Raw genomic sequence first — 26,349 nt, 5'->3', positions numbered from 1 at the left:
CAGGGCCCACGCTACCGTGGGAGGCCGCCTCACCCAAGCCCCAAGGCATGGTGCCAAAAAGGCTCCGGGTACATAATCGCAGGGGACGGAGCTCTGTCACCGCGATAATAGGAGGCACCAATGTCGATGCAGCACACCCCGGAAGAGCGCCAGTCGGAAGAGACGCGCAGCGTCCCGCTACCGGGATCGGAAAGGGCCCCCGCTCCGGGGGTCAGGGACCTTCTCGGTCCAGTCGACCCGTCCCGTCGGATTGAGGCGACGGTCATTCTTCGGCGCCAGGAAGAATTGACCGAAGTACCGTCCACTCCTCTGTCGCGGGAGGAGCTGGCCTCGAGTTACGGCGCATCCGCGGCGGACGTTGATTTGGCCGTGCACACCTTCACCGACTTGGGCCTTGAGGTTGTTGAATCGGACGCGGCTAGCCGCAGGATTCGGCTGGCCGGCTCAGTGGGGCAGCTAAGTAGCATTTTTGGAACGTCCTTGGATGAGCTGACGAGTCGTAGCCCAGACGGCACTGCGGTTACGCACCGCCACCGCACCGGAGGCCTCCAGGTGCCCGCGGCTCTCGACGGCGTCGTTGTTGCCGTCCTGGGCCTTGATGACCGTCCCCAAGCCCGGGCTCAGTTTCGCGTCATACCGCTGGCCGCGACAGGTACCAGCTATACCCCGCCCCAGTTGGGAAAAATCTATGATTTCCCCGACGGAACTGACGGGTCAGGCCAAACCGTGGCCATCATCGAACTCGGTGGCGGCTACGGCCAACAGGACCTGGACGCCTACTTTCAAGGCCTCGGTATGCCCACGCCGACCATCACTGCGGTGGGAGTCGACGGCGGGGCTAACCAGCCAGGGCAGGATCCGGCGGGTGCCGACGGGGAAGTCTTGCTCGACATTGAAGTTGTGGGCGCCTTGGCGCCGAAGGCCAATATTTTGGTCTACTTTGCCCCCAACACCGACGCCGGATTCCTGGACTCGATTATCGCCGCGTCGCACGCGAATCCCGCGCCGGCCGCGATCAGCATCAGCTGGGGCCAGAGCGAGGACGCATGGACGGCCCAAGCCCGGACGGCGTTCGACCAGGCCATGGCGGACGCCGCGGCCCTCGGGGTGACGGTGACAGCCGCAGCCGGGGACAACGGCAGTGCCGACGGCGCAACAGACAGCAAGGACCACGCCGATTTCCCGGCGTCGAGCCCTCATGTGTTGGCCTGTGGCGGAACCCGCCTTCAAGCAGACCCCGCGACGGGCGTCATCAGCGCAGAAACTGTTTGGAACGACGGTCCTAACTCGGCAACCGGCGGAGGATACAGCGATGTGTTTCCGGTTCCATCCTGGCAATCGGGCGTCACCGGACACGCGAAGCACAGGCCCGCCCCCAAGAAGGCGGGGCGAGGCGTGCCGGACGTCAGCGGGGTCGCGGACCCGCAGACCGGCTACCGGGTTCGAGTCGATGGGAAAGACATGGTGATCGGCGGAACCAGCGCGGTGGCACCTCTCTGGGCGGCGCTGATCGCCCGCCTTGCGCAGGCAACCAACAGGCGCTTCGGGCTGATCCAGCCGCTGCTCTACCAAAACGGCACTCAACCGGCGGCAGGCTTCCACGACATCACTACAGGCTCCAACGGAAGCTACCGGGCCGGGACCGGCTGGGACCCCTGCACAGGATTGGGTAGCCCGGACGGTAAGGCTCTCCTTGCATTGCTGCAGGCTAAACCCTGAAGGGGACATCCTGGAACGGTCGCCCTTGCCACAGCGCCAAAAAGGCCTCCCAAAGAGATTTGGCTCGGTAAACTGGTTGTGTCCTTGTTAACCGCAGGATTCAGGAGGCTACACAATGGCTGGGTACTTTGAGCTGGTGGACGCACCCGATGACGGGTACAGGATTGCACTGCGCGACGGCGACGGCGACATTCTGGCGATGTCCACAACATTTGCCACCAAGCAGTTGGCTGTCCGGGGGATATCAACACTCAGGGAGATCGCCGGAACGGCCCTTATCAAGGACCGGAGCCACGGAAAGTGGACCCCTTCGCTTGAGAGGCAGGTTCACCGGCTGCATCTGCTTCATCAGCCAGCGTGGCGGACCCACGAGTTGAGGAAAGCCGCAAGCCGCTGACAGGGTAAGGTCCCTCCAAGGCAGGGCGGCGCAGCCACCTTCCGTCCGGTGCGGCGACGACAGTGCCTTGCCAGGGAGAAGGCTGGTGGCCGGTTCCTTGATCGGACTGGCCATCATGGGCCTTTTTGGGGCTTGCTGTGTTTAGGGTGCTGGGGTCCAAGTGGCCCCGCCGTCGGCGGTGGTGTACCGGGTGGTGAGCGTGGCGCAGTCGGTCTTCCCGGCCCCGCACGTGGTCTTGGTGGCGTTGGCGATGCCTCTGGCGGCGTCCCGGAATTGGATTCCGAGCGAGTTCACCCCTGGAGGGATGCCCGCCATCGCGAGCGGCTGGAACTGGGCGTCGGCTGTGACCTTGAGCAGATGTACGGCGCTGGTCACGATGGCGGCGTCGCTACCGTAGGTGCTGGCAAGGCCGCCGAGCGGCCCGGGAGCGATATTCGGCAGGTCGGCCGAGGCGCCCTTGCCGAACGTGGCGCCGTCCCTCGTCACGTAGACGGTCGCGGTGCTGGATGCTCCGTTCTGTGCAAGTGCGACGGCTGCCACCCCGCCGCGCAGCTGCAGGAGCGAGATCGACGGGGCGCCCTGATACCCCGGTGGAGGCATCGATCCTTGGACCCTCGGGCTGATGTCGGTGAAGGACTGTCCGTTGTCGGTGCTCGACCAGAGATGGGTGTCGATCGCCCCGCCGCTCACAAGCAGTGTCGATCCGGCCCAGGCGGCATGCGATGCCGGGCCGGGCAGGGAGACCCGCTGGAGGGCGCCGCCCGACGTCGAGACGTAGGCGCCCACATAGCTCGACACCGTCGAGCCTCCTTCGTGTGGCGGGCCGACGATCCAGTGCGTGCCGTCACCGGACAGCGATACGTCGACGTACGGGACCGGGGACGGCAGGGCCGCCCGGTTGGTCGTCCAGGTGGCGCCCGAATCGGAGCTGTTGGCCACGACCAAGGTGCTGCCCTGCACCCCTGCCTCGACGATGACGGATCCAGCCTGGGCTATCGAACGGCCCGCTCCCGGCACCACCGGAAACACGACATCCGGCCACAGCGGCGCCACGCCAACCGGATTTAGCGATCCGGCCAGCATGATCGGTTCGCCCGGGACACCGGCAGGGCTCGACGGCGGAAGCGAACCAGGGCTCGGAGAAGGTTGTGGGGAGGTCAGCGCGCTGCTGGGCACGGGAGCCGATATGGGCGGACCGCCGACGCCCGCCCAAGGCTGGATGATCAGGAACACCGCGGCGATGGCAGCGGCAGCAGCTCCCGCCAAGACTGCGAAGCGCCACTTCGCGCTGGGCCTTCCGGGCGCTGTTTTCTCCTCGCCGGCGTGTATGCCTTTTTTAATTCGCGCCCATGCACGGCGCTCGGCGTCTTCGGGCATGCGTCGAGTGGCCGGAAATTCATCGAAGATGTTCATCGTCTATTCCCTCTCGGGCTTCTGCGGGTCGGTTGACCTCTTGGAGGCGGGCCCGGGCGCGGGACAGCCGTGAGCGCACCGTGCCTATCGGCACACGTAGGGCGGCCGCGGCCGCCTGGTAGTCAAGCTCGGCGAACACACACGCGGCCAGGACTTCTTGCTCGCCTCGGGACAGGCGTCGTATGGCAGCCAGGACGGCGGCCATCCGCCGCTCGGAATCGATATTCTCGGAGACGGCTTCGGCGGGGTCGCGGATCTCGTCGAGCGGCGCCGCGCGCCGCTCGATAGCTAAACGTCGTGCGGCGGACCGCATCCGGCTTCGCACCAGGTTCGATGCGGTTCCGATCAGCCATGGCAGCGCCGATTCTCTATCCAGAGCCAGCTGTCGTCGGCCCCGCCAGACCTCCAAGAACACGGCCGACGTGAGGTCCTCCGCGGCGTCCCACGAGGCCGTTCGGCGGAAGCAGTAGTTGTAGACCGCGTCGCGATGTCGAATGAACAGGTCACGGAAGGCGTCTGTATCACCTGCAACGCTGCGGTCCCACAACACCTGGTCTGAGATGGACGAACTCATGGTCTCCATACCCATTCATGTCTCGTCAAGCACAAAAGTTCCCGCCGGACCTTGTCGCTGCCCGAAGTCGACCTACGCAGCGCCGAATCGATCGCCTCCGCGACTGGCTGGCTTCGGTAACGAAATGATCGGTCATAACGACCCCCACCAGCAAGAAAAGATCATCAAGTTCAACCAAAGCCTGCTTTGGCGGCCTCCGCCGGAGCAGATACGATGGACGATGGCTGGCTGTGGTCCCCGTACGCCACAAGCTATGAAGCCATATCAATGAATAGGAGACACCCGTGTCAGATGCCCAGCAGATCACCCTCATCGTCGATGGCGAAGAGACCAAGGTGACGGAAGGGACCACCGGCGCGGAACTCTTCTTTGAGCGCCGCGACGTCGTAGTGGCCCGTGTCGACGGCGAACTGAAGGACCTTGACCAGGCGCTGCCCGAAGGCGCGCAGGTTGAAGGAATCACCATTGACTCGCCGGACGGCCTTAACGTCCTGCGCCACTCCACCGCACACGTCATGGCCCAGGCCGTACAGCAGCTGCGTCCCGACGCCAAGCTCGGAATCGGCCCGTACATCACAGACGGCTTCTACTTCGACTTCGACGTTGCCGAACCCTTCACTCCTGAAGATCTGCGCCAGCTCGAAAAGATGATGCAGAAGATCATCAACCAGAACCAGAAGTTCGTGCGCCGCGTTGTCACCGAAGACGAAGCCCGCGAGGCCATGAAGAACGAGCCCTACAAGCTCGAACTGCTGGGCAAGAAGAACGATGCCGCAGACGCCGGTGAAGGTGTCAACGTCGAGGTCGGCGCTGGGGACATCACGATCTACGACAACGTGGACCGCAAGAGCGGTGACAGTGTCTGGTGCGATCTCTGCCGCGGACCGCACCTGCCCAACACCAAACTGATCTCCAACGCCTTCGCCCTGACCCGTTCCTCGGCGGCCTACTGGCTGGGCAACCAGAACAACCAGCAGCTGCAGCGTATCTACGGCACCGCCTGGCCTACCAAGGATGCACTGAAGGCCTACCAGGAGCGCATCGCCGAGGCCGAGCGCCGCGACCACCGCAAGCTCGGCGCGGAGCTGGACCTGTTCTCCTTCCCGGACGAACTGGGCTCCGGCCTGCCGGTGTTCCACCCCAAGGGCGGCATCATCCGCAAGGCCATGGAGGACTACTCCCGCCAGCGCCACGTGGACGCCGGTTACGACTTCGTCTACACCCCGCACATCACCAAGGGCCACCTCTACGAGGTCTCCGGCCACCTTGACTGGTACAAGGAAGGCATGTTCCCGGCGATGCACATCGACGCGGAACTGAACGACGACGGAACCGTGCGCAAGCCCGGCCAGGACTACTACCTGAAGCCGATGAACTGCCCCATGCACAACCTCATCTTCCGGTCGCGCGGCCGCTCCTACCGCGAACTGCCCCTCCGCCTCTTCGAATTCGGCTCCGTGTACCGCTACGAGAAGTCCGGCGTTGTCCACGGACTGACCCGCGTGCGCGGCATGACACAGGACGACGCCCACATCTACTGCACCCGCGAGCAGATGAAGGACGAGCTCACCACCACCCTGAATTTCGTCCTCGGCCTGCTTAAGGACTACGGACTGGACGACTTCTACCTTGAACTGTCCACCAAGAACGAGGACAAGTTCGTTGGTGATGACGCTGCCTGGGAGGAAGCCACCCGCACCTTGGCCGAAGTAGCAGAAGCCTCGGGGCTGGATCTGGTCCCGGACCCGGGTGGAGCTGCGTTCTATGGCCCGAAGATCTCTGTACAGGCCAAGGACGCGCTGGGCCGCACCTGGCAGATGTCCACCATTCAGCTGGACTTCAACCTGCCTGAGCGTTTCGAGCTAGAGTTCCAGGCTGCCGACGGCACCCGCCAGCGTCCGGTCATGATCCACCGCGCCCTGTTTGGCTCGGTCGAGCGCTTCATGGGCGTGCTCACCGAACACTACGCAGGAGCCTTCCCGGCGTGGCTTTCGCCCGTGCAGGTGGTTGGCATCCCGGTGGCGGAAGCGTTCAACGATTACATGTTCGACGTCGTTGACCAGCTCAAGGCCGCAGGGATCCGTGCCGAGGCGGACATTTCATCGGACCGCTTCCCGAAGAAGATCCGCACTGCGAGCAAGGACAAGATTCCCTTCGTCCTGATCGCCGGCGGAGAGGACGCGGAAGCCGGTGCGGTGTCGTTCCGCTTCCGTGATGGCAGCCAGGACAACGGCGTGCCCGTTGCCGAGGCCGTCCGGAGAATCGTGGACGCCGTCAAGAACCGCGAGAGCTGACGAGGCGGATACGCCGAGGCGGAAACAGTGCAGGAGAACACAGGCGTGACAGCTGACTATCCGGGCGATGCCGAAGTGACCGACGACTTCGGCTTGGCAGGTGTTCCGGACGCCTTCCAGCGCCTGTGGACTCCGCACCGCATGGCCTACATCAAGGGCGGGCAGAACCAGTTCAAAAACCAGGACGACTGCCCATTCTGCGTAGCCCCGAGCCGCACGGACGAGGAATCCCTCATCGTGCACCGTGGGAAGACCTGTTACGTGGTGCTGAACCTGTTTCCGTACAACCCCGGACACCTGCTTGTGTGCCCGTACCGGCACGTGCCGGACTACACGGACATCACAGTGGAGGAAACAGCTGAGATGTCGGAGCTCACGCAGACTTCGATGCGCGTGCTGCGCAAGGTGGCCAACCCGGCCGGCTTCAACCTGGGCATGAACCAGGGCGTGGCCGGCGGGGCTGGAATCGCAGCTCACCTACACCAGCACGTGGTTCCGCGCTGGGGTGGAGACGGAAACTTCTTCCCGATCATCGCGCAGACGAAGGCCATCACCCAGACCCTTGACGAGGTCCGCCAGCAAGTGGCGGACGCGTGGCCTGGCGAGTCGGACGCACCCGGGGAGACGGATGCTTAATCGCCATGCGCGCGGGTTTTTCACCGCGTTGTTCTCGCCCCTTGCCCGATTCCTGCTCAAGGTGGGGGTTTCGCCGGACGCCGTTACCGTCGTCGGGACCGCCGGGGTAGTGCTCGGCGCGCTGATTCTCTACCCTATGGGCCAGCTCTGGTGGGGCTCCCTGCTCATCGCGGTCTTCGCCTTGTCCGATGTCGTGGACGGCATCATGGCCAGGGAGCAGGGCCGCAGCGGCCCTTGGGGAAACTTTCTCGACTCCACGCTGGATCGGTTGGCGGACGGCGCCATTTTCGCCGGCGTCGCCATCTGGTTCTTCATGGGCGGGGGGAACAGCGCCATTGCCATTGCGGCGGTGGCCTGCCTGATACTCGGGATGGTTGTTTCATACGCGCGAGCCAAGGCTGAATCACTGGGCTTCTACGCCAACGTGGGAATCGCCGAGCGTGCCGAGCGGCTCATCTCGGTGCTGCTCGTGACGGGCCTGACCGGCCTGGGGCTGCCCCCCGTCGTCTTGCTGGTGACCCTCGTCATGCTCGCCGCCGCAACGGGCATCACCGTCGTCCAAAGGATGGCGGCTGTCCGCGAACAGGCAATGGCAGACGTCGACGGAGGGACACCCGCCTAAGCGGTGGGATCATTTTGTGCGCCGAAGCCTGTCGGGCGCTTGGGAGATACGCGTTGGTGTCACTCGCGTTCCTGTCGTGTGCGGGCGCGTTTCGTGTCTGGGCGGCTTCATGTCCGGGTGGGTCTGAAGTAGTGGTTGCGTCTGGGTGTTTGGCGGGGATCGATGTGGGGCGGGGGTTTGAACCATGCCGCGCCGGAGTCCGTAGTGATGGTCCAGTGTTCTTTGTGGATGACGTGGTGGTGGTGGCTGCAGAGCAGGACGCCGTTGTCGGTTCCGGTGGTGCCGCCGTGGGACCAGTAGGTGATGTGGTGGGCTTCGCACCAGGATGCGGGGATGTCGCAATCGGGGAAGGCGCAGCCTTGGTCGCGGGCGGTGATGGCTTTGCGGATGTGGGGCGGGAATACCCTGGTGGTGCGGCCGATGTCCAGGATGCGGCTGTCGCCCCCGAGCAGGACGGGGATGATGTCGGCGTCGCAGGCGATCTTGCGGATGACCGAGGGGAGGATCGGGCCCTGGAACGTGGACGCGCCGGTGCTCAGCCGGGGATTTGCGGCGGTGGTTTGGTGTTCGACGCGCTCGAGCAGCTCGCGGTAGTCGATGGTCACCATGACCTGCGGCCGGAGACCGCCCGCGGCGGGCAGCTCGCCGGTGGACAGGGCCGCTCCGCAGGCCCCGACGAGCCCGTCAAGGAGCTTCTGCGCCCGCGAGCGGCGATCCAGGGACGGGCGGGCGGCGGCGTCGTGCTCCGAAAACCCTCCGGTGCCGCCGGTGTTGCTGCCTGGATCCGGATCCGGTGATCCGTCGGTATCGTGGCGGAGGCGCGGGTTGGCGGCGGTGTTCATCACGGTGGCGAGGGCCTCGAATTGTTCGGCGGTGGCGAAGATTTCCAGGTGATGCAGGCCGCGGCGGGGTGTGCGGATGAACGCTCCTTGGCGGTGGCGGAGTTCTTCCTCGCTGGGCTCGGGTCCGTCCTGGTCGATGGCATCGACCCAGCGCTTGGCCATCCGGGACACGAAATCGGGATCGCTCTGCACCGCGGTGCTGGTCAGTGCCTGTTCCATCTGCTGGGCGGTGTCCGTGTCGGCGAGGTGCCGCACCTGGTCCAGGGCAAGGCTGATCACCGTGGCCGAGCGGGACGGCACGGCTGCCGAGGACAGGGCCGCGGCGAGTACCCCGTGCCGTGCGGGTATTTCCTGCCCGGCGATCCCGGTCTGCGGGAGCACGGCCGAGGCGACCGCGAGCCGGCGACGCGCCTCGCCGATGCCGATCCGCAGCCTGGCCCGCAGGAATTCGGCCGCGTTCCGGTAGCCGTCGTCAACCACGGCTGCCACGTCCGCAGGGCTGGCCGCGGGTGCCGACGCCGGAACCTCGGGGTCGGATGCGGTTGCCGGTTCTGCTGCGGCTGCGGCGGGCCCGGTCCAGCCCGTCCTCCACCCCGGCGCCGGGGACGACTGCCGTGCCGTTTGGGCTTCGCGCCGCGTCCGCTCCACGGCCTGGGCTGCCACGATCTGCAAAAACTCCACCGTCCGCGAGATCTCCTCGACCCTGCCGGCGAAATCAGCGGCCTCGGGGAAACCAAACAGCCGGGCCTCGGAGACAGCCGTTGCGCGCAGCGCATCCATCGCCGCCGCGGCCTGATCAAGGCCACTTGCCAGCGACGGCGCGGCGGACTGGTTTTGAAGCTCGGCATGGAGGGCAGGGACGGGCCTCAGGCGGCGGGAAAGGCGTCCCAGCGACGCAATCCCGCCATCGGGCGGGGCCGCCCGACGTGCCACGAATTGACCGATGCCTTCCATAAACAAACACTGTCACGAGGCTCGGACATTTTTAGCCCAGTTAGGTTGCGGTCCGTTCCCTGATACCTGAAGTATCGCGGCGCGGGAGTCATATCAGCCGGTGCGCGGCGCCTCCGGTCACTTGCGGAACAGTGCAGCCAGCGGCGGGTAATCAAGTACGACCGGCCCAGCGCAGGGGACTAGTATTGAACTTACTTGGTCAATGTGACCTGGAAATCCGGTGTGTGCTGTGCGTGGCCACCTGTCCGCTTGCGCCCCGGCCAAGGTCTTCTATCTACCCATAGGGGTTTTTGTGTCTACACCTGATGTAAGCAACGAAGCCGGTTCGTCCGCAGCCAGCGTTACGGGCAGCAGCCGCGTCAAGCGCGGCATGGCCGAGATGCTCAAGGGCGGCGTGATCATGGACGTCGTCAACGTCGAGCAGGCCCGCATCGCCGAAGATGCCGGTGCCGTGGCCGTGATGGCGCTCGAGCGCGTTCCCGCGGACATCCGCGCCCAGGGTGGCGTGTCCCGCATGTCGGACCCGGACATGATCGATGCGATCATCGCCGCCGTGTCCATCCCGGTCATGGCCAAGGCCCGCATCGGGCACTTCGTCGAGGCTCAGGTCCTGCAGTCCCTCGGAGTGGACTACATCGACGAGTCCGAGGTCCTGACCCCGGCCGACTACACCCACCACATCGACAAGTGGAACTTCACCGTTCCCTTCGTCTGTGGCGCCACGAACCTCGGCGAGGCGCTGCGCCGCATCAACGAGGGTGCGGCCATGATCCGCTCCAAGGGTGAAGCCGGCACCGGCGACGTCTCCAACGCCACCACCCACATGCGCCAGATCCGTGCCGAGATCCTCCGGCTCTCCACCCTGCCCGAAGACGAGCTCTACGTCGCGGCCAAGGAACTGCAGGCCCCGTACGAGCTCGTCAAGGAAGTCGCCGCCTCCGGCAAGCTTCCCGTGGTTCTGTTCACCGCCGGCGGCATCGCTACTCCCGCAGACGCGGCCATGATGATGCAGCTCGGTGCGGACGGCGTGTTCGTCGGTTCGGGCATCTTCAAGTCCGGCAACCCGGCCCAGCGTGCCGCCGCCGTCGTGAAGGCCACCACCTTCTTCGATGACCCCGACGTCATCGCCAAGGTCTCCCGCGGCCTGGGCGAGGCCATGGTGGGAATCAACGTCGAGGAAATCCCCGAACCCCACCGCCTCGCCGAGCGCGGCTGGTAGTTCTCGCCTTTTGGGGCGCCGGACGGAACTGATCCTCTGCGCGCTATTCCCCGCGCCCCGCTGCCGCGGCTTTGCGGCGGCGAGGGGCGGGGCCCTTTTACGCACGCTGCCGGATCACACCGTCCATCGCGCTGCGCTGCCACTAAGTACGACGCCGGTCGGTCACCTTCTACGGTGACCGGCCGGCGTCGTCTGTTAACCCAACTGACTCGCAGTTAATGTCGTTACGAGGCTCGATAACGACAACAACTGCTAGTTAGTTGGGTCGGCCCACCAGCTATTCCAGGCCGCGGCGCTTGAGGAGGGGCTCCAGGGCGGCATCTCGTCCCCGGAGTGTGCGGAAGGATTCCAGCGGATCCCGGCTGTTGCCCCGGGAGAGCAGTTCTGCACGGAATCGTTCGCCGTTCTTGCGCAAGAGTCCACCGTTTTCGTTGAACCAGTCCACCGTTTCCGCGTCCAGCACCTCACTCCAGATGTAGGAGTAGTACCCGGCTGCGTAGAAGTCACCGGCGAAGATGTGTTGGAAGTAACCCGTGCGGTACCGGGGCGGTATGAGGGAGTGTGCCACGCCGGCCGCGGCCAACGCCTTGGCCTCGAAGTCCTGCGCATCCTGTGGAACGCCTTCCACGTCCAACACGTGCCAGGCCAGGTCCAAAAGCGCCGCACCGAGGTACTCCGTCGTGGCGAAACCTTCGCCCCAGAGCCTGGACTCGTTGAGGCGGTCAATGATGTCATGGGGGAGCGGTTCGCCGGTGGCGTAGTGGCGGGCGTAGTTGCCGATAATCTCGGGCCACATGATCCACATCTCGTTGACCTGTGACGGATACTCCACGAAGTCCCGGGGCACTGAGGTCCCGGAAAACCGTGGATACGTGACCTTGGAAAAGAGCCCGTGCAGGGCGTGGCCGAACTCGTGGAAACTGGTCCGGACTTCGTCCAAGGTCAGAAGGGTCGGTTCTCCGGCTGGCGGTTTGGAGATGTTCAGGTTGTTGATCACCACTGGCTTGGTGCCCAGGAGTGCTGACTGTTCGACGAGCGAGTTCATCCAGGCGCCGCCGCGCTTTGAGTCCCGGGAGTAGTAGTCGCCCAGGAAAAGGCCGAGCTCAGAGCCGTCCTCGTTTCGCACCTCCCAGACGCGGACGTCGGGGTGGTACCCCTCAAGGTCTTTGCGCTCGTGAAAGGTAATACCGAAGAGGCTTGTGGCTGCGAAGAACACTCCATCCACCAGGACACGGTCCAATTCGAAATAGGGCCGTAGGAGCTGCTCGTCCACCGCGTAGCGCTCCCGCCGGACCTTCGAGGAGTAGTACGCCCAATCCCATGCTTCCAGCGGGTGCCCGGCGCTCTGCGCCAGTGCGGCGGCTTCGGCGTCGGCGTTGCGGATCGCGGCCGGAGCGAGCTTGTTGAGCATGGCCTGCACGGCCCCGAAATCGGGTGCAGTCTGCCGATCGATGACCAGTTCGGCGTAGTTCCCGAACCCGAGAAGTGCCGCCTTCTCAGCCCTCAAGCGCACCATGGACTTTGCCAGCTCCAGGACGTCCAAGTTGCCGCCGTCGCTGCCCCTCGCGATGGATGCCTCGTACAAACGGCGGCGGAGTTCGCGGTTCTGCAAAGAAGCCAAGGCAGGCTGGTTGCTCGGTTGTATGAGGGTCAGGAGGTATTTCCCCTCGTGTCCGGCAGCGCGTGCTGCTTCGGCAGCGGCGGCGATTTCGTCCGCTGGCAGGCCGGCAAGTTCCGTGGGGTCATCCACCAAGAGGGCCGCGGCCTTCATGGCTTCCTTGACGCGTTGGCCGTACTCCGTGCCTAAAACGAGACAGCTCCGCATTGAGGCCCTCGAGCTTTTCCTGGTCATCCGGTTCAAGCTGGATCCCGGACTGGCGGAATTCCCTGAGGTATTCCTGGACCAGTCGGATGGATTCGTCATCAAGCCCTGAAGTGTCTATGGCTGCGAACCGCTCGTACAGTCCGCGATTGAGGTAGACCGCGTCCTGATGGCTCGCGAATCGGGGAGACAGCTCGGTTTCGAGTGCGCGGATGGCCTCCGAAGCATCGGCGGAAACCAGTGTGAAGAAGGATGCCGCTGCCCGATCCAGCAGGCGGCCAGAGCGTTCCATCGCGACCGCCGTGTTTTCGAAGGATGAGGGTTCCGGATTGTCCACGATGGATTGGATCTCGGCCAGGTGCTCAGCGAGACCCGCATCCACTGCTTCGGCGTAGTGGCTGTCCTGGATCTCCGCAAAGGGTGGCAATCCGAAGGGAAGGGTACTCGGCTCCAGGAGAGGATTCGTCATCAAGCAACCCTTTCATGCAGGGCCGCGGTCCACAACGATGTCCTGCGCGATTCCGGATGCCCGCCGTCGTAACATGGGGGCCATGGCCGCATCCGTCCGCAAACGTTTGGCAGTCTCAGCTGCGGCCTCGGCCGTCTTCCTCACTGTGGCAGTGGGGTGCGGCGTCATAGCCGATGCCGACTCCAAGAAATCCAGTGCCGCTCAGGCGCCGGTGCGCTCAGCGACCCCCACTTCCACCCCTACACCCACCCCGACGCCGACACATGGCAAGGGGCCCGAGTGCGTCGCGCTCCGCTGCACCTCCGTTCTGGTCACCGGAGACATGCTGGTGCACGCGCAGCTTTGGCAGCAAGCGAAGCAGGATGCCATCGCCGCGGGCGGGACCGGCTACGATTTTGGCCCTCTCCTTGAAGGCCAACGGAAGTACATCAAGCAGAGTGATCTGGCCATCTGCCACATGGAAACTCCGGTTGCTGTCCCGCAGGGCCCGTTCTCGGCCTACCCTTCCTTCAACGTCCCGCCGCAGATCACCACAGCATCCGAGGCGGTCGGATACAAGGCGTGCACCTCGGCCAGCAACCACACCATCGATCAAGGAACAGCCGGAGTCGTCCGGACCCTCGATGCACTGGACGCGGCAGGCCTGAAGCACACGGGTTCGTACCGTACGCAGGCGGATTCCCAAGGCATCCTGCTCCTGAAGACTGATGCTGCCACTGTCGCCGTGATTGCGGGGGCGTACGGGCTCAACGGCCAGGTTCCAGCATATGACTGGCAAGTGGACATGCTCGACCCTGCCGTGATGATCGAGAAAGCCAAGAAGGCGCGTTCGATGGGTGCGGACATCGTCCTTGGCGTCATGCATGCCGGTGACGAGTATGCGAGCCAAGCCAACGCCCAGCAGCAGGACGTGGCGCACGCCCTCGTGGACAGCGGGCAATTCACCATGATCTACGGCCACCACACCCATTCGGTGCTGCCGATCGAAAAGTATAAGGGAACGTGGATCGTGTACGGGCTCGGCAATGGCGTGACGGAGCTGTCGCCTTGGTATGCCGTCAACAATGAGGGCTTGCTGGTAAGAACTCAGTTCAGCCAGGATCAGGCTGGCAAATGGACTGCCTCGGACCTCGCATGGGCGCCTTCGGTCATCGTGCGAAATCCCTACCGATGGTGCTCAGTCGCCAGCGACGCACCACAGGGCGTTTGCGCCACTCCCGCCGCCGATGCGGAAACACGGGCGCGCACAACGACCGTGGTCGAGGCCATGGGCGCCGCAGCGGCCGGAGCACACGAACTCCTCATCACGAAGGAGAAATAGCTGAGCTGCCCGGCCGGGTCGCCGGGTGTGCAGCTAGCGCGGACGCCGCGCCGCGTGTTCGCGCGCCAGGCGGGCAAAGCCGTCGTCGGGCGTCCCCGGGACAAAGCTTCCGTATTTGCGTTCGACGGCGGTGCGGATCAGGAAATCGGCGATGGCAGGATTCTTTGGCAACAGGGATCCGTGCAAGTAACTGGCAACGACGTTGCGGTGCCGGGCGCCTTCATGGCCGTCTTTGCTGTTGTTGCCGGCGCCCTTGGACACGGTGCCGAGGGGTTCGACGCCGGGGCCCAGAGAGGTCTGTCCGCTGTGGTTTTCGTAGCCCAGGATTTCGCCGAACTCAGGTGAGGTGAGCGTGACGTTGCCGATGAGCCGCTCATCGGAGCCGATGGTTTCGACATCCAGGATGCCGATCCCCGGGATGACCGGGCCGGCCTTCGTCTTGAAGAATTTGCCGAAAAGCTGGTAGAGCCCGCAAATGACCAGCATGGGCGTTCCGTCCTCCGCCATCCCGCGGAGTTGGTCGCCGCGTGCCTGGAGGTCGTCCTTGATGACGATCTGGCCGCTGTCCTGTCCGCCGCCGCCCACAATGATGTCAACATCCTCGGGGAAGTCGTCGCCCACGTTGTACTCGAGGAGCTCGGGCGTGTAGCCGTGCCAGAGCAGCCGCTGGCGCAGGACGAGGGAGTTGCCCCAGTCCCCGTAGATGTTCATCGCACGCGGATACAACTGCAGTACCCGTATGGTGCCCTTGCTTGCGTGTTGTGCGGTATCTTCGGCCGAGGTCATGAGACCACCTCCACTGTGGTGATTTTGGAGAGTTCACGCCGAATGGCCAGCATCGCAGTATAAGTGCAGAAAACCCGCTTCGGCTTGCCCGCCGAACCCCGGATGAATTCAGCCAAGGCCGCGGGGATGTCTGTGTTCACGGAGCCAAAACGGACCTCGTCGTACTGAAGTCGCAAGGCCATGTCATACGCCCGGACGCCGGTGAGGACGTCCACGCCGTCCTCGCGCAGGGACTCGAATTCAACGTCCCACAGCCAGGACATGTCGCGGCCGTCGGCATAGTTGTCATTGATGGCGATCATGGACGCGTAGCCCTTCGCCGGGAACGACTTCAGGCCGAGCCGGAAGCCGCTGGGATTCTTCACCAGCACCAACTCAAGGGGCTGGCCGTCCACCACGAGGCTTTCCCCGCGGCCGAACGCCGGAGCGACCTCGGAGAGGGCCTTGACCAGCTTCGCGGCGTCGCCTGGCTTCCCGCTTGCCCCGGTAATGCTTCTGGCCAGCACCAACGCGGCGGCGGCGTTGAAGATGTTGTAGACGCCGCGGAGCTTCATCTGGGTGGTGACCCGTTCGCCGTCGAACTCGAAGTCCGCTTCGTCGGCACCGACCCGGCGGAGCACGACGTCGGCCGTTTCGACGGCGGGAACGTCACCTTGGGCGCCGGTTCCCGGCGTCGCGGTGCGCATGTCGTCGTCGTTCGGGAAGGTGCTGCGGAGCGATTCGTCCAAACCGAAGTAGAGCACTTCGGGACCAGTAATGGTCGCTGCGATCCGGGCGACCCGCGGATCCTCGCGGTTCAGAACGACGGTTCCCGTGGTTCTTTCGGCAATCCTCTGAAGAAGCAACGCGGTCGTGTCGATTTCGCCGAAGCGATCCAGTTGGTCGCGAAGAACGTTCAGGAGGAGGCAGTAGCGCGGCGGTACCTTGTTCACGAAGTGCACCGCGTGTGCCTCGTCAAGTTCCAAGACGGCGACGTCGGCGTCCAGCTTGCCGCGCCAGTCCACCTCACCCAGGAGGGCTGCTGCCACGCCGCGCGTGAAGTTGCTCCCTGTGCGGTTGGTGAAGACCTTCAGGCCTTGGCTTTCCAGCAGTTCCACCACCATTTTGGTGGTGGTCGTCTTGCCATTGGTCCCGCTCACCACAGCCACGCCATGGGGGAGCGAGGACAGTGTCCGTTGCATGAAGCCCGGGTCGATCTTCTCGACGACGAGGCCAGGCAGGGCCGAACCTCCGCCGCGAAGCCTGGACACAGCGCGGACCAGCTTGCCGAGTGGAACGGTGAACGAAAACATGCTCTGTAATATATCCCAGTTGGTGCATAAACCATGTGCCGCAGGCCTGCAATCGGGTTGCCAAGGCGAGCCCGGTATCGGGAGCGCATTATGATGGTCGAATGACCAACCCCCCTTCCGAGGCGTCATCACGCGTGGGCTCCGGCTTGCGCATCGGCGTCCTCGCCCTACAAGGCGATTTCCGCGAGCACCTTCGCGCCGTCGAAGCAGCCGGTGCCACCGGCGTCGGCATCCGGCGTCCGGCGGAGCTCGACGACATTGACGGCCTCATTATTCCCGGTGGCGAATCCACCACGATCGACAAATTGGCCCGCATCTTTGAACTCGCCGATCCTATTCGCAAGCAGATCGCGTCAGGGCTGCCCGTCTACGGTTCCTGTGCGGGCATGATCCTGCTGGCGGACGACATCGCCGATCCCGCCACGGACCTCGCCGGTAATCCGCAGCAGACTTTCGGTGGATTGGACATCACGGTCCGTCGCAACGCTTTCGGCCGCCAGCGCGAGTCCTTTGAAACCGACCTTGACTTCAAGGGGCTTGAATTCAGCGCGGGGGAGTCTGGAGTTGATCCTGTCCACGCAGTGTTCATCCGCGGACCGTGGGTGGAACGCGTGGGTCCCGGCGTCGAAATCCTCGCCCAAGTGGAACCGGGCAAAGCCGCCCACACGGACGCTTTGCATGGGTTGGCTAGAATTGTTGCAGTGCGCTCAGGTCGGTTGCTGGCCACCTCCTTCCACCCGGAAGTGACTGGGGAGAAGCGCGTGCATGAACTGTTTATTCGAATGATCAGAGGGGAAGTTTAAAGCATGTCAGGCCACTCCAAATGGGCGACGACCAAGCACAAGAAGGCCATCCTCGATAGCCGCCGGGCCAAGTCGTTCGCCAAGCTGATCAAGAACATCGAAGTCGCCGCCCGCATGGGCGGACCGGACCTCGCCGGCAACCCGAGCCTTGAACTGGCTGTCACCAAAGCCAAGAAGACATCGGTTCCCGCTGACAACATCGACCGCGCCATCAAGCGAGGTGCCGGCCTGACCGGTGAAGTGGTCGACTACACGGAAATCATGTACGAAGCCCGCGGCCCGCAGGGATCCGCTCTTCTGATCGAGTGCCTCACGGACAACAAGAACCGTGCTGCCTCAGAGGTCCGGCTCGCCATCTCCCGCAACGGCGGCACTATCGCCGACCCCGGCTCCGTGAGCTACCTCTTCACCCGCAAGGGCGTCGTCAACCTGCCTAAGAACGGGCTCAGCGAAGACGACATCCTCATGGCCGTACTCGACGCCGGCGCCGAGGAAGTCAAGGACAGCGGAGAAAACTGGGAAATCCATTCGGAGCCGACCGATCTTCAGGCAATCCGGGATGCCCTCAAGGAAGCCGGCATCGACTACGAGTCGGACGAAGCCGAGTTTGTGCCGTCCATGCAGGTTCCGCTGGACCTCGACGGCGCCAAGAAGTTCATGAAGCTCGTGGACGCCCTCGAAGATCTCGACGACGTCCAGAACGTTTACACCAACGCGGACATGAGCGAGGAAGTACAGGCTGCGCTCGAATCCGAGTAGCGTCCTCTTGCAACTCAGCGTGACATCAAACAGGGAGGCCCGGACTTGACTCTTCGCGTCTTGGGAGTCGATCCGGGCCTCACCCGTTGCGGAATCGGAGTGGTCGACGTCGAACGGAACCGGCGCGCCACCATGGTGGCCGTCTGCGTCGTGGGAACCTCCCCGGAGCAGTCATTGGACCAGCGGTTGCTGGTCATCGCTGAGGCCATCGACGAATGGCTTGACCTGTACAAACCCGACGTCCTTGCGGTGGAACGGGTCTTCTCCCAATTGAACGTCAGCACGGTCATGGGCGTGGCCCAGGCGTCCGGTGTGGTCATTGCCGCTGCTGCGCGGCGCGGCATTCCGGTGGCACTCCATACGCCATCGGAGGTCAAAGCCGCCGTCACTGGAAGCGGCACCTCCAACAAGGAAGCCGTGACAAAACTCATCACCAAGATCCTGCGCCTGGACGCACCTCCCCGTCCTGCGGACGCCGCGGATGCGTTGGCCCTCGCCGTCACGCACGCCTGGCGGGCAGGCAGCGGCGCCGCGGTGGCCACTACCGGGCCAGGGAGCAGCGCGCTGACGCCGGCCCAGAGGGCTTGGGCCGAAGCAGAAGCGAAAGCGCGCCGCGCCCGCTAATTGTCGGTGGCCCTTGCTAGGGTATTCGTAGATATGTTCGGATAGCCCGCCACGGATCAAACGCGCGGGCAGTACTTCAGGAGCCGGGTCTTGATCAGTTTTCTCCGCGGAACCGTGGCACACGTCAGCCTGTCCACGGCCGTCATCGATCTCAACGGTGCCGGAATGAGCGTCTACGCCACGCCCCAGACCCTCAGCCATCTGCATGTCGGCCAGGAAGCAAAGCTGTTCACCTCGCTGATCGTCCGGGAGGACTCCCTGACGCTTTTCGGCTTCTCGAACGACGACGAGCGGGAAGTTTTCGATGTCCTGCTCAGTGTGAGCGGGGTGGGGCCGCGCCTGGCCCTCGCAGTGTTGGCCGTGCATGAGCCCGAAGCGATCCGAGTGGCCGCCCATTCCGGTGACACCAAGTCATTCACCAAGGTTCCGGGCATTGGACCCAAGGTGGCCGGCAGGATCGTCCTGGAACTTGCCGGCAAGCTCGTCCCGCATGGCACCGCGCCGGGGGCTGCGCCCGCCATCGCGGCCGAAGCGGTCTGGAAGCCGCAAGTGGTCGCCGCCATGACGAGTCTCGGCTGGTCCGAGAAGGACGCCGCCGGCAGCATCGACAAGGCAATGGCGGATTCCCCTGAGCTTGCGGACGCCGGCAATGTCGCCCACATCCTGCGGGCCACCCTCCGCTGGCTCGGCCAGGACGGTGCCCGCGCGGGAAACCGGGTAGGCAGCCGTGGCTGAGGAGTCCCTCGTTACCGGGGGAGAGGAACCCGAAGAGCGCATCATCGAGGCTGCACTACGCCCGAAAAACCTCCACGACTTCGTCGGCCAGCATCGCGTTCGCAAGCAGCTCTCACTCGTCCTGGAAGCGTCAAGGATGCGCGGCCGCAGCGCGGACCACGTCCTGCTTTCAGGCCCCCCGGGGTTGGGTAAGACCACGCTCTCCATGATCATCGCCGCCGAGATGAACGCTCCCTTGCGTATCAGCAGCGGTCCGGCCATCCAGCATGCCGGGGACTTGGCAGCCATCCTGTCTTCCCTCTCGGAAGGCGAGGTTCTTTTCCTCGACGAAATCCACCGGATGTCCCGGCCTGCCGAGGAAATGCTGTACATGGCCATGGAAGATTTCCGGGTGGACATCGTGGTGGGCAAGGGGGCAGGGGCAACGGCTATTCCGCTGGAGCTGCCGCCCTTCACCCTGGTCGGCGCCACGACCCGGGCCGGACTCCTGCCCGGACCACTACGTGACCGTTTCGGATTTACCGGACATCTGGAGTTCTATTCGGTGGCAGAGCTTGAGCTGGTTCTGCGCCGCTCGGCCGGGCTCCTTGACCTGAAGGTCAATTCGGCCGGATTCAGCGAGATCGCCGGCCGTTCCCGTGGAACACCGCGTATCGCCAACCGGCTGCTGCGCCGCGTGCGGGACTGGGCGTTGGTCCACGGCATCGAACAGATCGACGCCCGGGCTGCCTCCGCCGCTTTGGACATGTATGAAGTGGACCAGCGTGGATTGGACCGCTTGGACCGCGCGGTACTGGAAGCGTTGATCACCAAGTTCAACGGGGGTCCGGTGGGGCTTTCCACCCTCGCGATCGCCGTCGGCGAAGAGCCTGAGACAGTCGAGACCGTTGCTGAGCCGTACCTCGTACGTGAGGGACTTCTTGGGAGGACGCCGCGCGGCAGGATTGCCATGGCCTCGGCATGGACGCACCTCGGATATGCCGTGCCGGCGGGTGTGTTCGGACAGGACCCGCTGGCGTTGTTCGAGGACAGCGAAAATGAGGCAGAAAGCATCGACACCGGCCGTTAGCACGATCCATTCAGCTTAAGCCTCTAGACTGGTATGACACTCGGCACGTTCGAGTCCTTGGTTCTGTGCCCGCCCGTCGGAGCATTGTGCGGCCAAGTGGGGAAAGCTCCACGGCCGTCGGATCCACCGGGCAGACATGGCCGTGAAACCAAAAACGTAAGTAAAGAACGGAACTTCCCTGTGGATCCAATGACAATCCTGCTGTTTGCCATGCTTGGCGTCTTCATCTTCATGATGTTCCGCCGCAATAAGAAGACGCAGCAACAGCAGGCCAAGCTGCAGTCCCAGTTCGCCCCTGGCGTTGACGTCATGACCAGTTTCGGACTGTACGGCCGAATCGTCTCGATGGACGACGCTGAGAACAAAGTTGTCCTTGAACTGTCTCCGGGCAACCTCGCAACGGTGCACCGCCAGGCCGTTACCAAGATTGTTGAGCCCACCGAGGAAGCGGCTGTTGACGTTCCGGATGACGCGTCGTCCCTGACGGCCGCTGACGCCGACGTGCCGGCACCCGCTGAGACCCCGGAGGAAACCCTCAAACGCCTCAATGACGAGGGCAAGAAGGACAGCTAGTCCGTACCCGCATCACCAGCGGGAATAGTCCTACGGCAATGAACTGCCGCCGGCTTGCGCTCACAAGTGCGCGCCGGCGGCTGTTCCGTCATCAACAGGAAGATCGAACATGGCACGAACCGGCCAAAAAACGCAGCCCGCAGGGTGCTGATCTGGCTTGTCGCAATTTTCGCTGTACTGACAGCAGTCCTCGCTGGGGGAGTCGTCACCGGTCATGCAAGCTGGGCACCGAAGCTCGCGCTTGACCTTGAAGGCGGCACGCAGATGATCCTCGCGCCAAAGGTCGAGGGTTCCTCGGGCATCAACGAGGAACAGTTGAACCAGGCTGTGGCGATCATTCGCCAACGCGTTGACAGCTCAGGCGTTGCCGAAGCGGAAATCACCACGCAGTCCGGCCGCAACGTGGTTGTCAGCCTTCCCGGCACGCCCAGCTCGGAAACCCGTGCCCTGATCCAGGCCTCAGCGGACATGAACTTCCGTCCCGTTATCACAGCGGGAGACCCTGCGGCCGTTCCGGTGGCATCGCGGACGCCGGACGCGAGCCTGCCTAAGCCCACGGCTGCGCCGACCAACGCCAGCGACACCAACTGGGTGACAGCGGACGTCTATAAGGCCTTCGAAGCCTTGGACTGTGCCAATCCGGCCCAGGACAAGCAGCCGCGGTCAGATCCCGCCAAGCCGCTGGTGACATGCGAGCCGGCAACGCCTAAGACTCCGGCCATCAAGTACATCCTTGGCCCGGTCGAGGTGAAGGGCCAGGACATCGTTTCGTCCTCCTTCGATCCCGTCCAGGGCGCACAGGGCTCGGTGACCAATGCCTGGGGCGTGACCATCACGTTCGATGCCAACGCCACCAAGACTTTCAAGGACGTTACTCAGAGGCTCAACCAGTTCTACGTGGCTTCGCAGGCACAGGGCGGGAACGACCCCAAGGCCCAGTTCGCCATCGTCCTGGATGACCAAGTCATTTCCGCGCCGCGTGCCCTCGCCGTCATCACCGATGGCAAGCCGCAGATCACCGGTAACTTCACGCAAGCGTCCGCGCAGGCCTTGTCAGACCAGCTTCGCTATGGCGCTTTGCCCATCAGCTTCGATATCCAGTCCGAGGAGCAGATTTCCGCCACCCTCGGCGGCGAGCAGCTGCGTCTTGGCCTGATGGCCGGCGTGATCGGCCTCCTGCTCGTGGTGGTCTATTCGCTCTTCCAGTACCGAGCCTTGGGCTTCGTTACCATCCTCTCCCTAGTGGTGGCCGGCGGACTCACGTACCTTGCCATCGCGATTCTTGGCTGGACTGAAAACTACCGGCTGTCCCTGGCCGGTGTGGCAGGTCTAATCGTGGCCATTGGCCAGACAGCCGACTCCTTCATCGTGTACTTCGAACGCATCCGTGACGAACTTCGTGAGGGCAAAGGCCTCGTGTCCGCCGTCGCGAACGGTTGGAAGCGCGCCAAGCGCACCGTCCTTGCCTCCAAGGCCGTTAACCTGCTCGCTGCCTTGGTGTTGTATTTCGTCGCTGTTGGAAACGTCCGCGGCTTTGCCTTCACCCTCGGCCTCACCGCGCTGGCAGACCTCTTGGTCGTGTTCATGTTCACGCACCCGACACTTCAGATGCTGGCCCGGACCAAGTTCTTCGGCGAAGGCCACCGCTTCTCCGGTCTGGACCCTGAGCGCCTTGGCGCCCTACCGCTGTACCGCGGTGCGGGCAGGCTCCGCACGCCAGCCGAGAAGCCCGCCGTCGTGCGCGCCCGCAACACGGGTGCCGCTGCGGAAGCCGAGCGTCGCATGACCATCGCCGAGCGCCGGCTTGCGGAAAAGCAATCCCAGCTGGCTGGTTCTTCCAACGGAACCAAGGAGGAGAAGTAATGACCACGAGCTTCGCAAAGTTCGGCAACGAGCTCTACACGGGCAAGCGCTCTTACAACTTCGTATCCAGCAAGAAGATCTGGTTCATCATCGCCGCAGTAGCGGTGGCGATCTCCATCCTCCTGCCAGTGGTCAAGGGCGGCTACAACCTCGGAATCGACTTCCGGGGCGGTTCCGAGTTCACGGTCTCCAACGTGAAGACCACCGATTCCGCCGCTGGTGAAAAGGCAGTCCACGACGTCGTCCCCGGTGCAGTTCCGCGCGTCGCCAACGTCGCAGGCAGCACCATGCGCATCCAGACTGACAAGCTCAGCGATGACCAGACCATCAAGATCAAGACGGACCTCGCAAAGGCCTACGGCGTCACGGACAAAGAGGTCACCTCAACCTTCATTGGCCCCACGTGGGGCCAGGACGTCACCAAGCAGGCCCTGATTGGCCTCGCGGTGTTCGTTGGTTTGGCCGCTCTCCTGATGGCTTTGTACTTCCGAACCTGGAAGATGTCGGTTTCCGCCCTTGCTGGCATGCTGGTCACGATGTTCACCACGGCAGGCGTCTACTCCTTGAGCGATTTCGAGGTGACGCCGTCGGCCATCATCGGCTTCTTGACGGTTCTCAGCTATTCCCTCTACGACACCGTGGTGGTTTTCGACAAGATCCGTGAAAACACCTCGGACATCGCCACCTCCAGTCGGCGCACTTTCGCCGAAGAGGTGAACCTCGCCGTCAACCAGACCCTGGTGCGCTCCATCAACACCATGATGGTGGCGGTACTACCGGTCGCGGCGATTCTCTTCATCGGTGCCGGACTGTTGGGAGCGGGAACGCTGCGTGACCTCTCCTTGGCACTGTTCGTCGGCATCCTGATCGGCACCGCTGCCACCATCTTCATCGCAGCACCGCTCTACGCGTGGCTGCGCCAGAGCGAACCGGAGCTCCAGAAGCAGGCCAAGAAGGTGGCGAGTCGACGCGCGGCCGCCGCCAGCTCGAGTTCGGAAACTGCCTCCGTCTAAGCCGCGTTCCCTCGAAAGGGCCGGTCACCGCTCAAGTGCGGTGACCGGCCCTTTCCGTTCCTGCCTCCGTCATGTGGGTACCGGTTCTTGGACAGGTCACCGGCGGAATAGACTGGGAGAATTAAGTCAGTCGTGAGAGGTGCTTTTGTGGAGGAACGTACGACGTCGGCGCCACCGGCGGGCGGGGAGGACGGCCTGAGCCCCGTGCCCGGCACCGCTTCTGCAGCTACGGGCAGCACCTCGGGTGGTGTTCCCGTGGACAGTCCAGGCGTGCGTCCGACGTTTCCCGGACGGCGCGAACGGACGCGCTCCAGGCTGGCGAAGCTGACGGGGCGCGGCGCGAGCACCTATTCGCCCATCCTTGAGCCGCTCCTGCGGACAGTCAGGGCGAACAACCCCAAGGAAGACCTCGACCTTATCCAGCGGGCCTTCACGGTAGCAGAGCGCAGCCATCAAGGACAGAAGCGCAAAAGCGGTGATCCGTACATCACCCACCCAGTGGCCGTAGCCACGATCCTGGCCGAACTCGGGCTCACCGGCACCACCCTGGCCGCTGCACTCTTGCACGACACAGTGGAGGACACTCCGTACACTCTCGCTGACTTGACCCGTGACTTCGGCCCCGAGGTCGCAATGCTTGTGGACGGTGTCACCAAATTGGACAAGGTTCAATTCGGTGAGGCCGCGCAATCCGAGACTGTCCGCAAGATGGTTGTGGCCATGGCCAAGGACATCCGCGTGCTGATGATCAAGCTCGCGGACCGCCTGCACAACGCGCGCACGTGGCGATTCGTTTCCGCCGAATCTTCCGCCCGCAAGGCGCGCGAAACGCTTGAGATCTTTGCCCCTCTGGCCCACCGCTTGGGCATGAACACCATTAAGTGGGAGCTCGAGGACCTTTCCTTCGCCGCCTTGTACCCGAAGGTGTACGAGGAGATTGTCCGGATGGTGGGGGACCGCACACCGGAGCGCGAGAAGAGCTTGAGCGTCATCCGCAACCAGATTGCCGAGGACCTCCGGGTTGCCCGGATCAAGGCCACCATCACGGGCCGGCCCAAGCACTATTACTCGATCTACCAAAAGATGATCGTCCGGGACAAAGACTTCGACGACATCAACGACCTCATGGGCGTACGGGTCCTGGTGGACTCGGTCCGCGATTGTTACGCAGCCCTTGGCACTCTGCATTCGCGCTGGAACCCCCTGCCGGGGCGGTTCAAGGACTACATTGCGATGCCGAAGTTCAACATGTACCAGTCCTTGCACACCACGGTTATCGGGCCTGGCGGCAAGCCCGTCGAGATCCAAATCCGTACGCATGAGATGCATCGACGCGCCGAGTATGGCGTGGCGGCCCACTGGAAGTACAAGGACCAGCCCAACCGGACGGCTGTAGGCCCCGGAAGCCCCAAGGACGGCGACATGGGCTGGTTGCGTTCATTGGTCGACTGGCAGCAGGAAACGTCGGATCCGGGCGAGTTCCTGGATTCCCTGCGTTTTGAGATTAATGCCCGCGAAGTGTTTGTCTTTACTCCAAAGGGCGAGGTCATGGCCCTTCCCGCAGGCTCGACGCCGGTGGACTTCGCTTACGCAGTCCATACCGAGGTGGGTCACCGGACCATTGGTGCGCGTGTCAACGGCAAGCTGGTGCCGCTCAATAGCGAGCTCAATCATGGCGACTGGGTGGAGATTTTCACATCCAAGGCCGAGGGCGCAGGTCCGAGCCAGGACTGGCAGCATTTCGTCAAGAGCGCACGGGCCCGCAACAAGATTCGGCAGTGGTTCAGCAAGGAACGCCGCGAAGAGGCCATCGAGCGCGGCAAAGACCAGCTGACCCGCGCCATGCGCAAGCAGAACCTGCCCCTGCAACGCCTCATGACGCATGACGCCCTGTCCACGGTGGCAGAGGAATTCCACTACGTAGATATTTCGGGTCTCTACGCAGGCGTTGGTGATGGGCACACTTCGGCGCAGTCCGTCATGGAAAAGCTCATGGAGCACCTTGGCGGCCATGAAACACCCGACGAGGACCTGGACGAAGTCAGCATCCCCTCGCAACTTCAGAAGACCAAGTACTCGGACTCCGGAGTCATCGTCCGGGGAGTCGGGGATGTCTGGGTCAAGCTCGCCCGCTGTTGTACGCCTGTCCCGCCTGATCCGATCCTGGGCTTCGTAACCAGGGGCTCGGGCGTGTCGGTGCACCGCACGGACTGTACGAACGTCTCGGACCTCCGTGACCAACCGGACCGCATCGTCGAAGTTGAATGGGCTCCCACCCAGTCCAGCGTCTTCCTGGTTGAGATCCAGGTGGAAGCACTGGACCGGAAGTCGTTGCTCTCGGATGTCACCCGCGTGCTGTCTGAGAACCACGTCAACATTCTGGCGGCTTCCGTGCACACCTCCAGCGATCGTGTGGCCATCTCCCGTTTCGCTTTCGAAATGGGAGATCCGAAGTATTTGCACCATGTGCTCAGTGCCGTTCGCAAGATCGATGGCGTCTTCGATGTTTACAGGACCACGGGAAATCGCCGGCGGAGCTGAACTGTAGGA

Annotated in this window: 20 protein-coding genes and 2 pseudogenes; 16 read left to right on the top strand and 6 right to left on the bottom strand. The window is 63.8% G+C overall.

The window, feature by feature from the left end; all coding sequences use genetic code 11:
* The first annotated feature begins 120 nt into the window (after positions 1 to 120).
* Complete coding sequence (locus OW521_RS22655; protein WP_268021701.1) at positions 121 to 1,719, top strand: S53 family peptidase; 1,599 nt, start codon at positions 121 to 123, stop codon at positions 1,717 to 1,719.
* 115 nt (positions 1,720 to 1,834) lie between these two features.
* A complete protein-coding gene (locus tag OW521_RS22650) occupies positions 1,835 to 2,116 on the top strand; it encodes a YegP family protein (RefSeq protein ID WP_268021700.1) in 282 nt (93 codons plus the stop codon).
* Positions 2,117 to 2,257: 141 nt separating this feature from the next.
* Here the strand turns inward: OW521_RS22650 and OW521_RS22645 are convergent, their stop codons facing one another.
* Together OW521_RS22645 and OW521_RS22640 are read right to left on the bottom strand one after the other, a co-directional pair.
* Complete coding sequence (locus tag OW521_RS22645; protein ID WP_268021699.1) at positions 2,258 to 3,529, bottom strand: hypothetical protein; 1,272 nt, start codon at positions 3,527 to 3,529, stop codon at positions 2,258 to 2,260.
* Positions 3,513 to 4,103: an RNA polymerase sigma factor gene (locus OW521_RS22640; protein WP_268021698.1), complete on the bottom strand. Its 591-nt coding sequence runs from the start codon at positions 4,101 to 4,103 to the stop codon at positions 3,513 to 3,515. Before OW521_RS22640 ends, OW521_RS22645 begins: the two co-directional genes overlap by 17 nt.
* Before the next feature lie 284 nt (positions 4,104 to 4,387).
* Here OW521_RS22640 and thrS point away from each other — a divergent pair, with 284 nt between their 5' ends.
* From thrS to pgsA, 3 genes are read left to right on the top strand one after another with little or no spacing between them, the layout of a single operon-like run.
* Positions 4,388 to 6,397: a threonine--tRNA ligase gene (gene thrS, locus OW521_RS22635; RefSeq protein WP_268021697.1), complete on the top strand. Its 2,010-nt coding sequence runs from the start codon at positions 4,388 to 4,390 to the stop codon at positions 6,395 to 6,397.
* 27 nt (positions 6,398 to 6,424) lie between these two features.
* The gene (locus OW521_RS22630) at positions 6,425 to 7,033 is read left to right on the top strand and encodes an HIT family protein (protein ID WP_268021696.1); all 609 of its coding nucleotides are present in this window, start codon (positions 6,425 to 6,427) and stop codon (positions 7,031 to 7,033) included.
* Entirely contained in the window at positions 7,026 to 7,655 is a 630-nt protein-coding gene (gene pgsA / locus OW521_RS22625; RefSeq protein WP_268021695.1) for a phosphatidylinositol phosphate synthase, read from the top strand. The genes OW521_RS22630 and pgsA overlap by 8 nt, the downstream gene beginning before the upstream one ends.
* A gap of 107 nt (positions 7,656 to 7,762) precedes the next feature.
* Here the strand turns inward: pgsA and OW521_RS22620 are convergent, their stop codons facing one another.
* Entirely contained in the window at positions 7,763 to 9,277 is a 1,515-nt protein-coding gene (locus OW521_RS22620) for an HNH endonuclease signature motif containing protein (RefSeq protein ID WP_268026065.1), read from the bottom strand.
* A 466-nt stretch (positions 9,278 to 9,743) separates the two neighbouring features.
* Between OW521_RS22620 and pdxS the strand changes: the two genes are divergently transcribed.
* On the top strand, positions 9,744 to 10,670 hold the full coding sequence (pdxS, locus tag OW521_RS22615) for a pyridoxal 5'-phosphate synthase lyase subunit PdxS (RefSeq protein WP_326493990.1): 927 nt from the start codon (positions 9,744 to 9,746) through the stop codon (positions 10,668 to 10,670).
* Positions 10,671 to 10,947: 277 nt separating this feature from the next.
* Here the strand turns inward: pdxS and OW521_RS22610 are convergent.
* A pseudogene (locus tag OW521_RS22610) lies at positions 10,948 to 12,961 on the bottom strand (M3 family metallopeptidase).
* A gap of 73 nt (positions 12,962 to 13,034) precedes the next feature.
* Here OW521_RS22610 and OW521_RS22605 point away from each other — a divergent pair.
* The gene (locus OW521_RS22605; protein WP_442781192.1) at positions 13,035 to 14,282 is read left to right on the top strand and encodes a CapA family protein; all 1,248 of its coding nucleotides are present in this window, start codon (positions 13,035 to 13,037) and stop codon (positions 14,280 to 14,282) included.
* A 33-nt stretch (positions 14,283 to 14,315) separates the two neighbouring features.
* Here the strand turns inward: OW521_RS22605 and OW521_RS22600 are convergent, their stop codons facing one another.
* Positions 14,316 to 15,068, bottom strand: coding sequence for a type 1 glutamine amidotransferase (locus OW521_RS22600; protein WP_268021693.1), 753 nt, complete (start codon positions 15,066 to 15,068; stop codon positions 14,316 to 14,318).
* Entirely contained in the window at positions 15,065 to 16,360 is a 1,296-nt protein-coding gene (locus tag OW521_RS22595) for a Mur ligase family protein (RefSeq protein ID WP_268021692.1), read from the bottom strand. The genes OW521_RS22600 and OW521_RS22595 overlap by 4 nt, the downstream gene beginning before the upstream one ends.
* Positions 16,361 to 16,461: 101 nt before the next feature.
* Between OW521_RS22595 and pdxT the strand changes: the two genes are divergently transcribed.
* From pdxT to OW521_RS22550, 9 genes and pseudogenes are all read left to right on the top strand, one after another.
* Positions 16,462 to 17,163 carry a pyridoxal 5'-phosphate synthase glutaminase subunit PdxT gene (gene pdxT, locus OW521_RS22590; RefSeq protein WP_268021691.1) on the top strand — a complete coding sequence of 234 codons (702 nt, stop codon included), beginning with the start codon at positions 16,462 to 16,464 and terminating at the stop codon, positions 17,161 to 17,163.
* 3 nt (positions 17,164 to 17,166) lie between these two features.
* Positions 17,167 to 17,922, top strand: coding sequence for a YebC/PmpR family DNA-binding transcriptional regulator (locus OW521_RS22585; RefSeq protein WP_268021690.1), 756 nt, complete (start codon positions 17,167 to 17,169; stop codon positions 17,920 to 17,922).
* Between the two features lie 45 nt (positions 17,923 to 17,967).
* Positions 17,968 to 18,546: a crossover junction endodeoxyribonuclease RuvC gene (ruvC, locus tag OW521_RS22580; RefSeq protein ID WP_184734994.1), complete on the top strand. Its 579-nt coding sequence runs from the start codon at positions 17,968 to 17,970 to the stop codon at positions 18,544 to 18,546.
* Between the two features lie 90 nt (positions 18,547 to 18,636).
* Complete coding sequence (ruvA, locus tag OW521_RS22575; RefSeq protein ID WP_268021689.1) at positions 18,637 to 19,281, top strand: Holliday junction branch migration protein RuvA; 645 nt, start codon at positions 18,637 to 18,639, stop codon at positions 19,279 to 19,281.
* Positions 19,274 to 20,350: a Holliday junction branch migration DNA helicase RuvB gene (gene ruvB, locus OW521_RS22570; protein ID WP_268021688.1), complete on the top strand. Its 1,077-nt coding sequence runs from the start codon at positions 19,274 to 19,276 to the stop codon at positions 20,348 to 20,350. The genes ruvA and ruvB overlap by 8 nt, the downstream gene beginning before the upstream one ends.
* Before the next feature lie 189 nt (positions 20,351 to 20,539).
* Positions 20,540 to 20,923, top strand: a complete 384-nt coding sequence (gene yajC / locus OW521_RS22565) for a preprotein translocase subunit YajC (protein WP_268021687.1) — start codon at positions 20,540 to 20,542, stop codon at positions 20,921 to 20,923.
* Positions 20,924 to 21,032: 109 nt separating this feature from the next.
* Positions 21,033 to 22,786, top strand: a pseudogene (gene secD / locus OW521_RS22560) (protein translocase subunit SecD).
* On the top strand, positions 22,786 to 23,799 hold the full coding sequence (gene secF, locus OW521_RS22555; RefSeq protein WP_268021685.1) for a protein translocase subunit SecF: 1,014 nt from the start codon (positions 22,786 to 22,788) through the stop codon (positions 23,797 to 23,799). The pseudogene secD and the gene secF overlap by 1 nt, the downstream one beginning before the upstream one ends.
* 147 nt (positions 23,800 to 23,946) lie before the next feature.
* On the top strand, positions 23,947 to 26,340 hold the full coding sequence (locus OW521_RS22550) for a RelA/SpoT family protein (RefSeq protein WP_326493989.1): 2,394 nt from the start codon (positions 23,947 to 23,949) through the stop codon (positions 26,338 to 26,340).
* Positions 26,341 to 26,349: the final 9 nt, after the last annotated feature.

Source organism: Arthrobacter sp. MMS18-M83 (assembly GCF_026683955.1).
Classification (GTDB): domain Bacteria; phylum Actinomycetota; class Actinomycetes; order Actinomycetales; family Micrococcaceae; genus Arthrobacter.
Note: the sequence above shows the minus strand (reverse complement) of the source record. Positions and strands in the feature narration are given on the sequence as shown.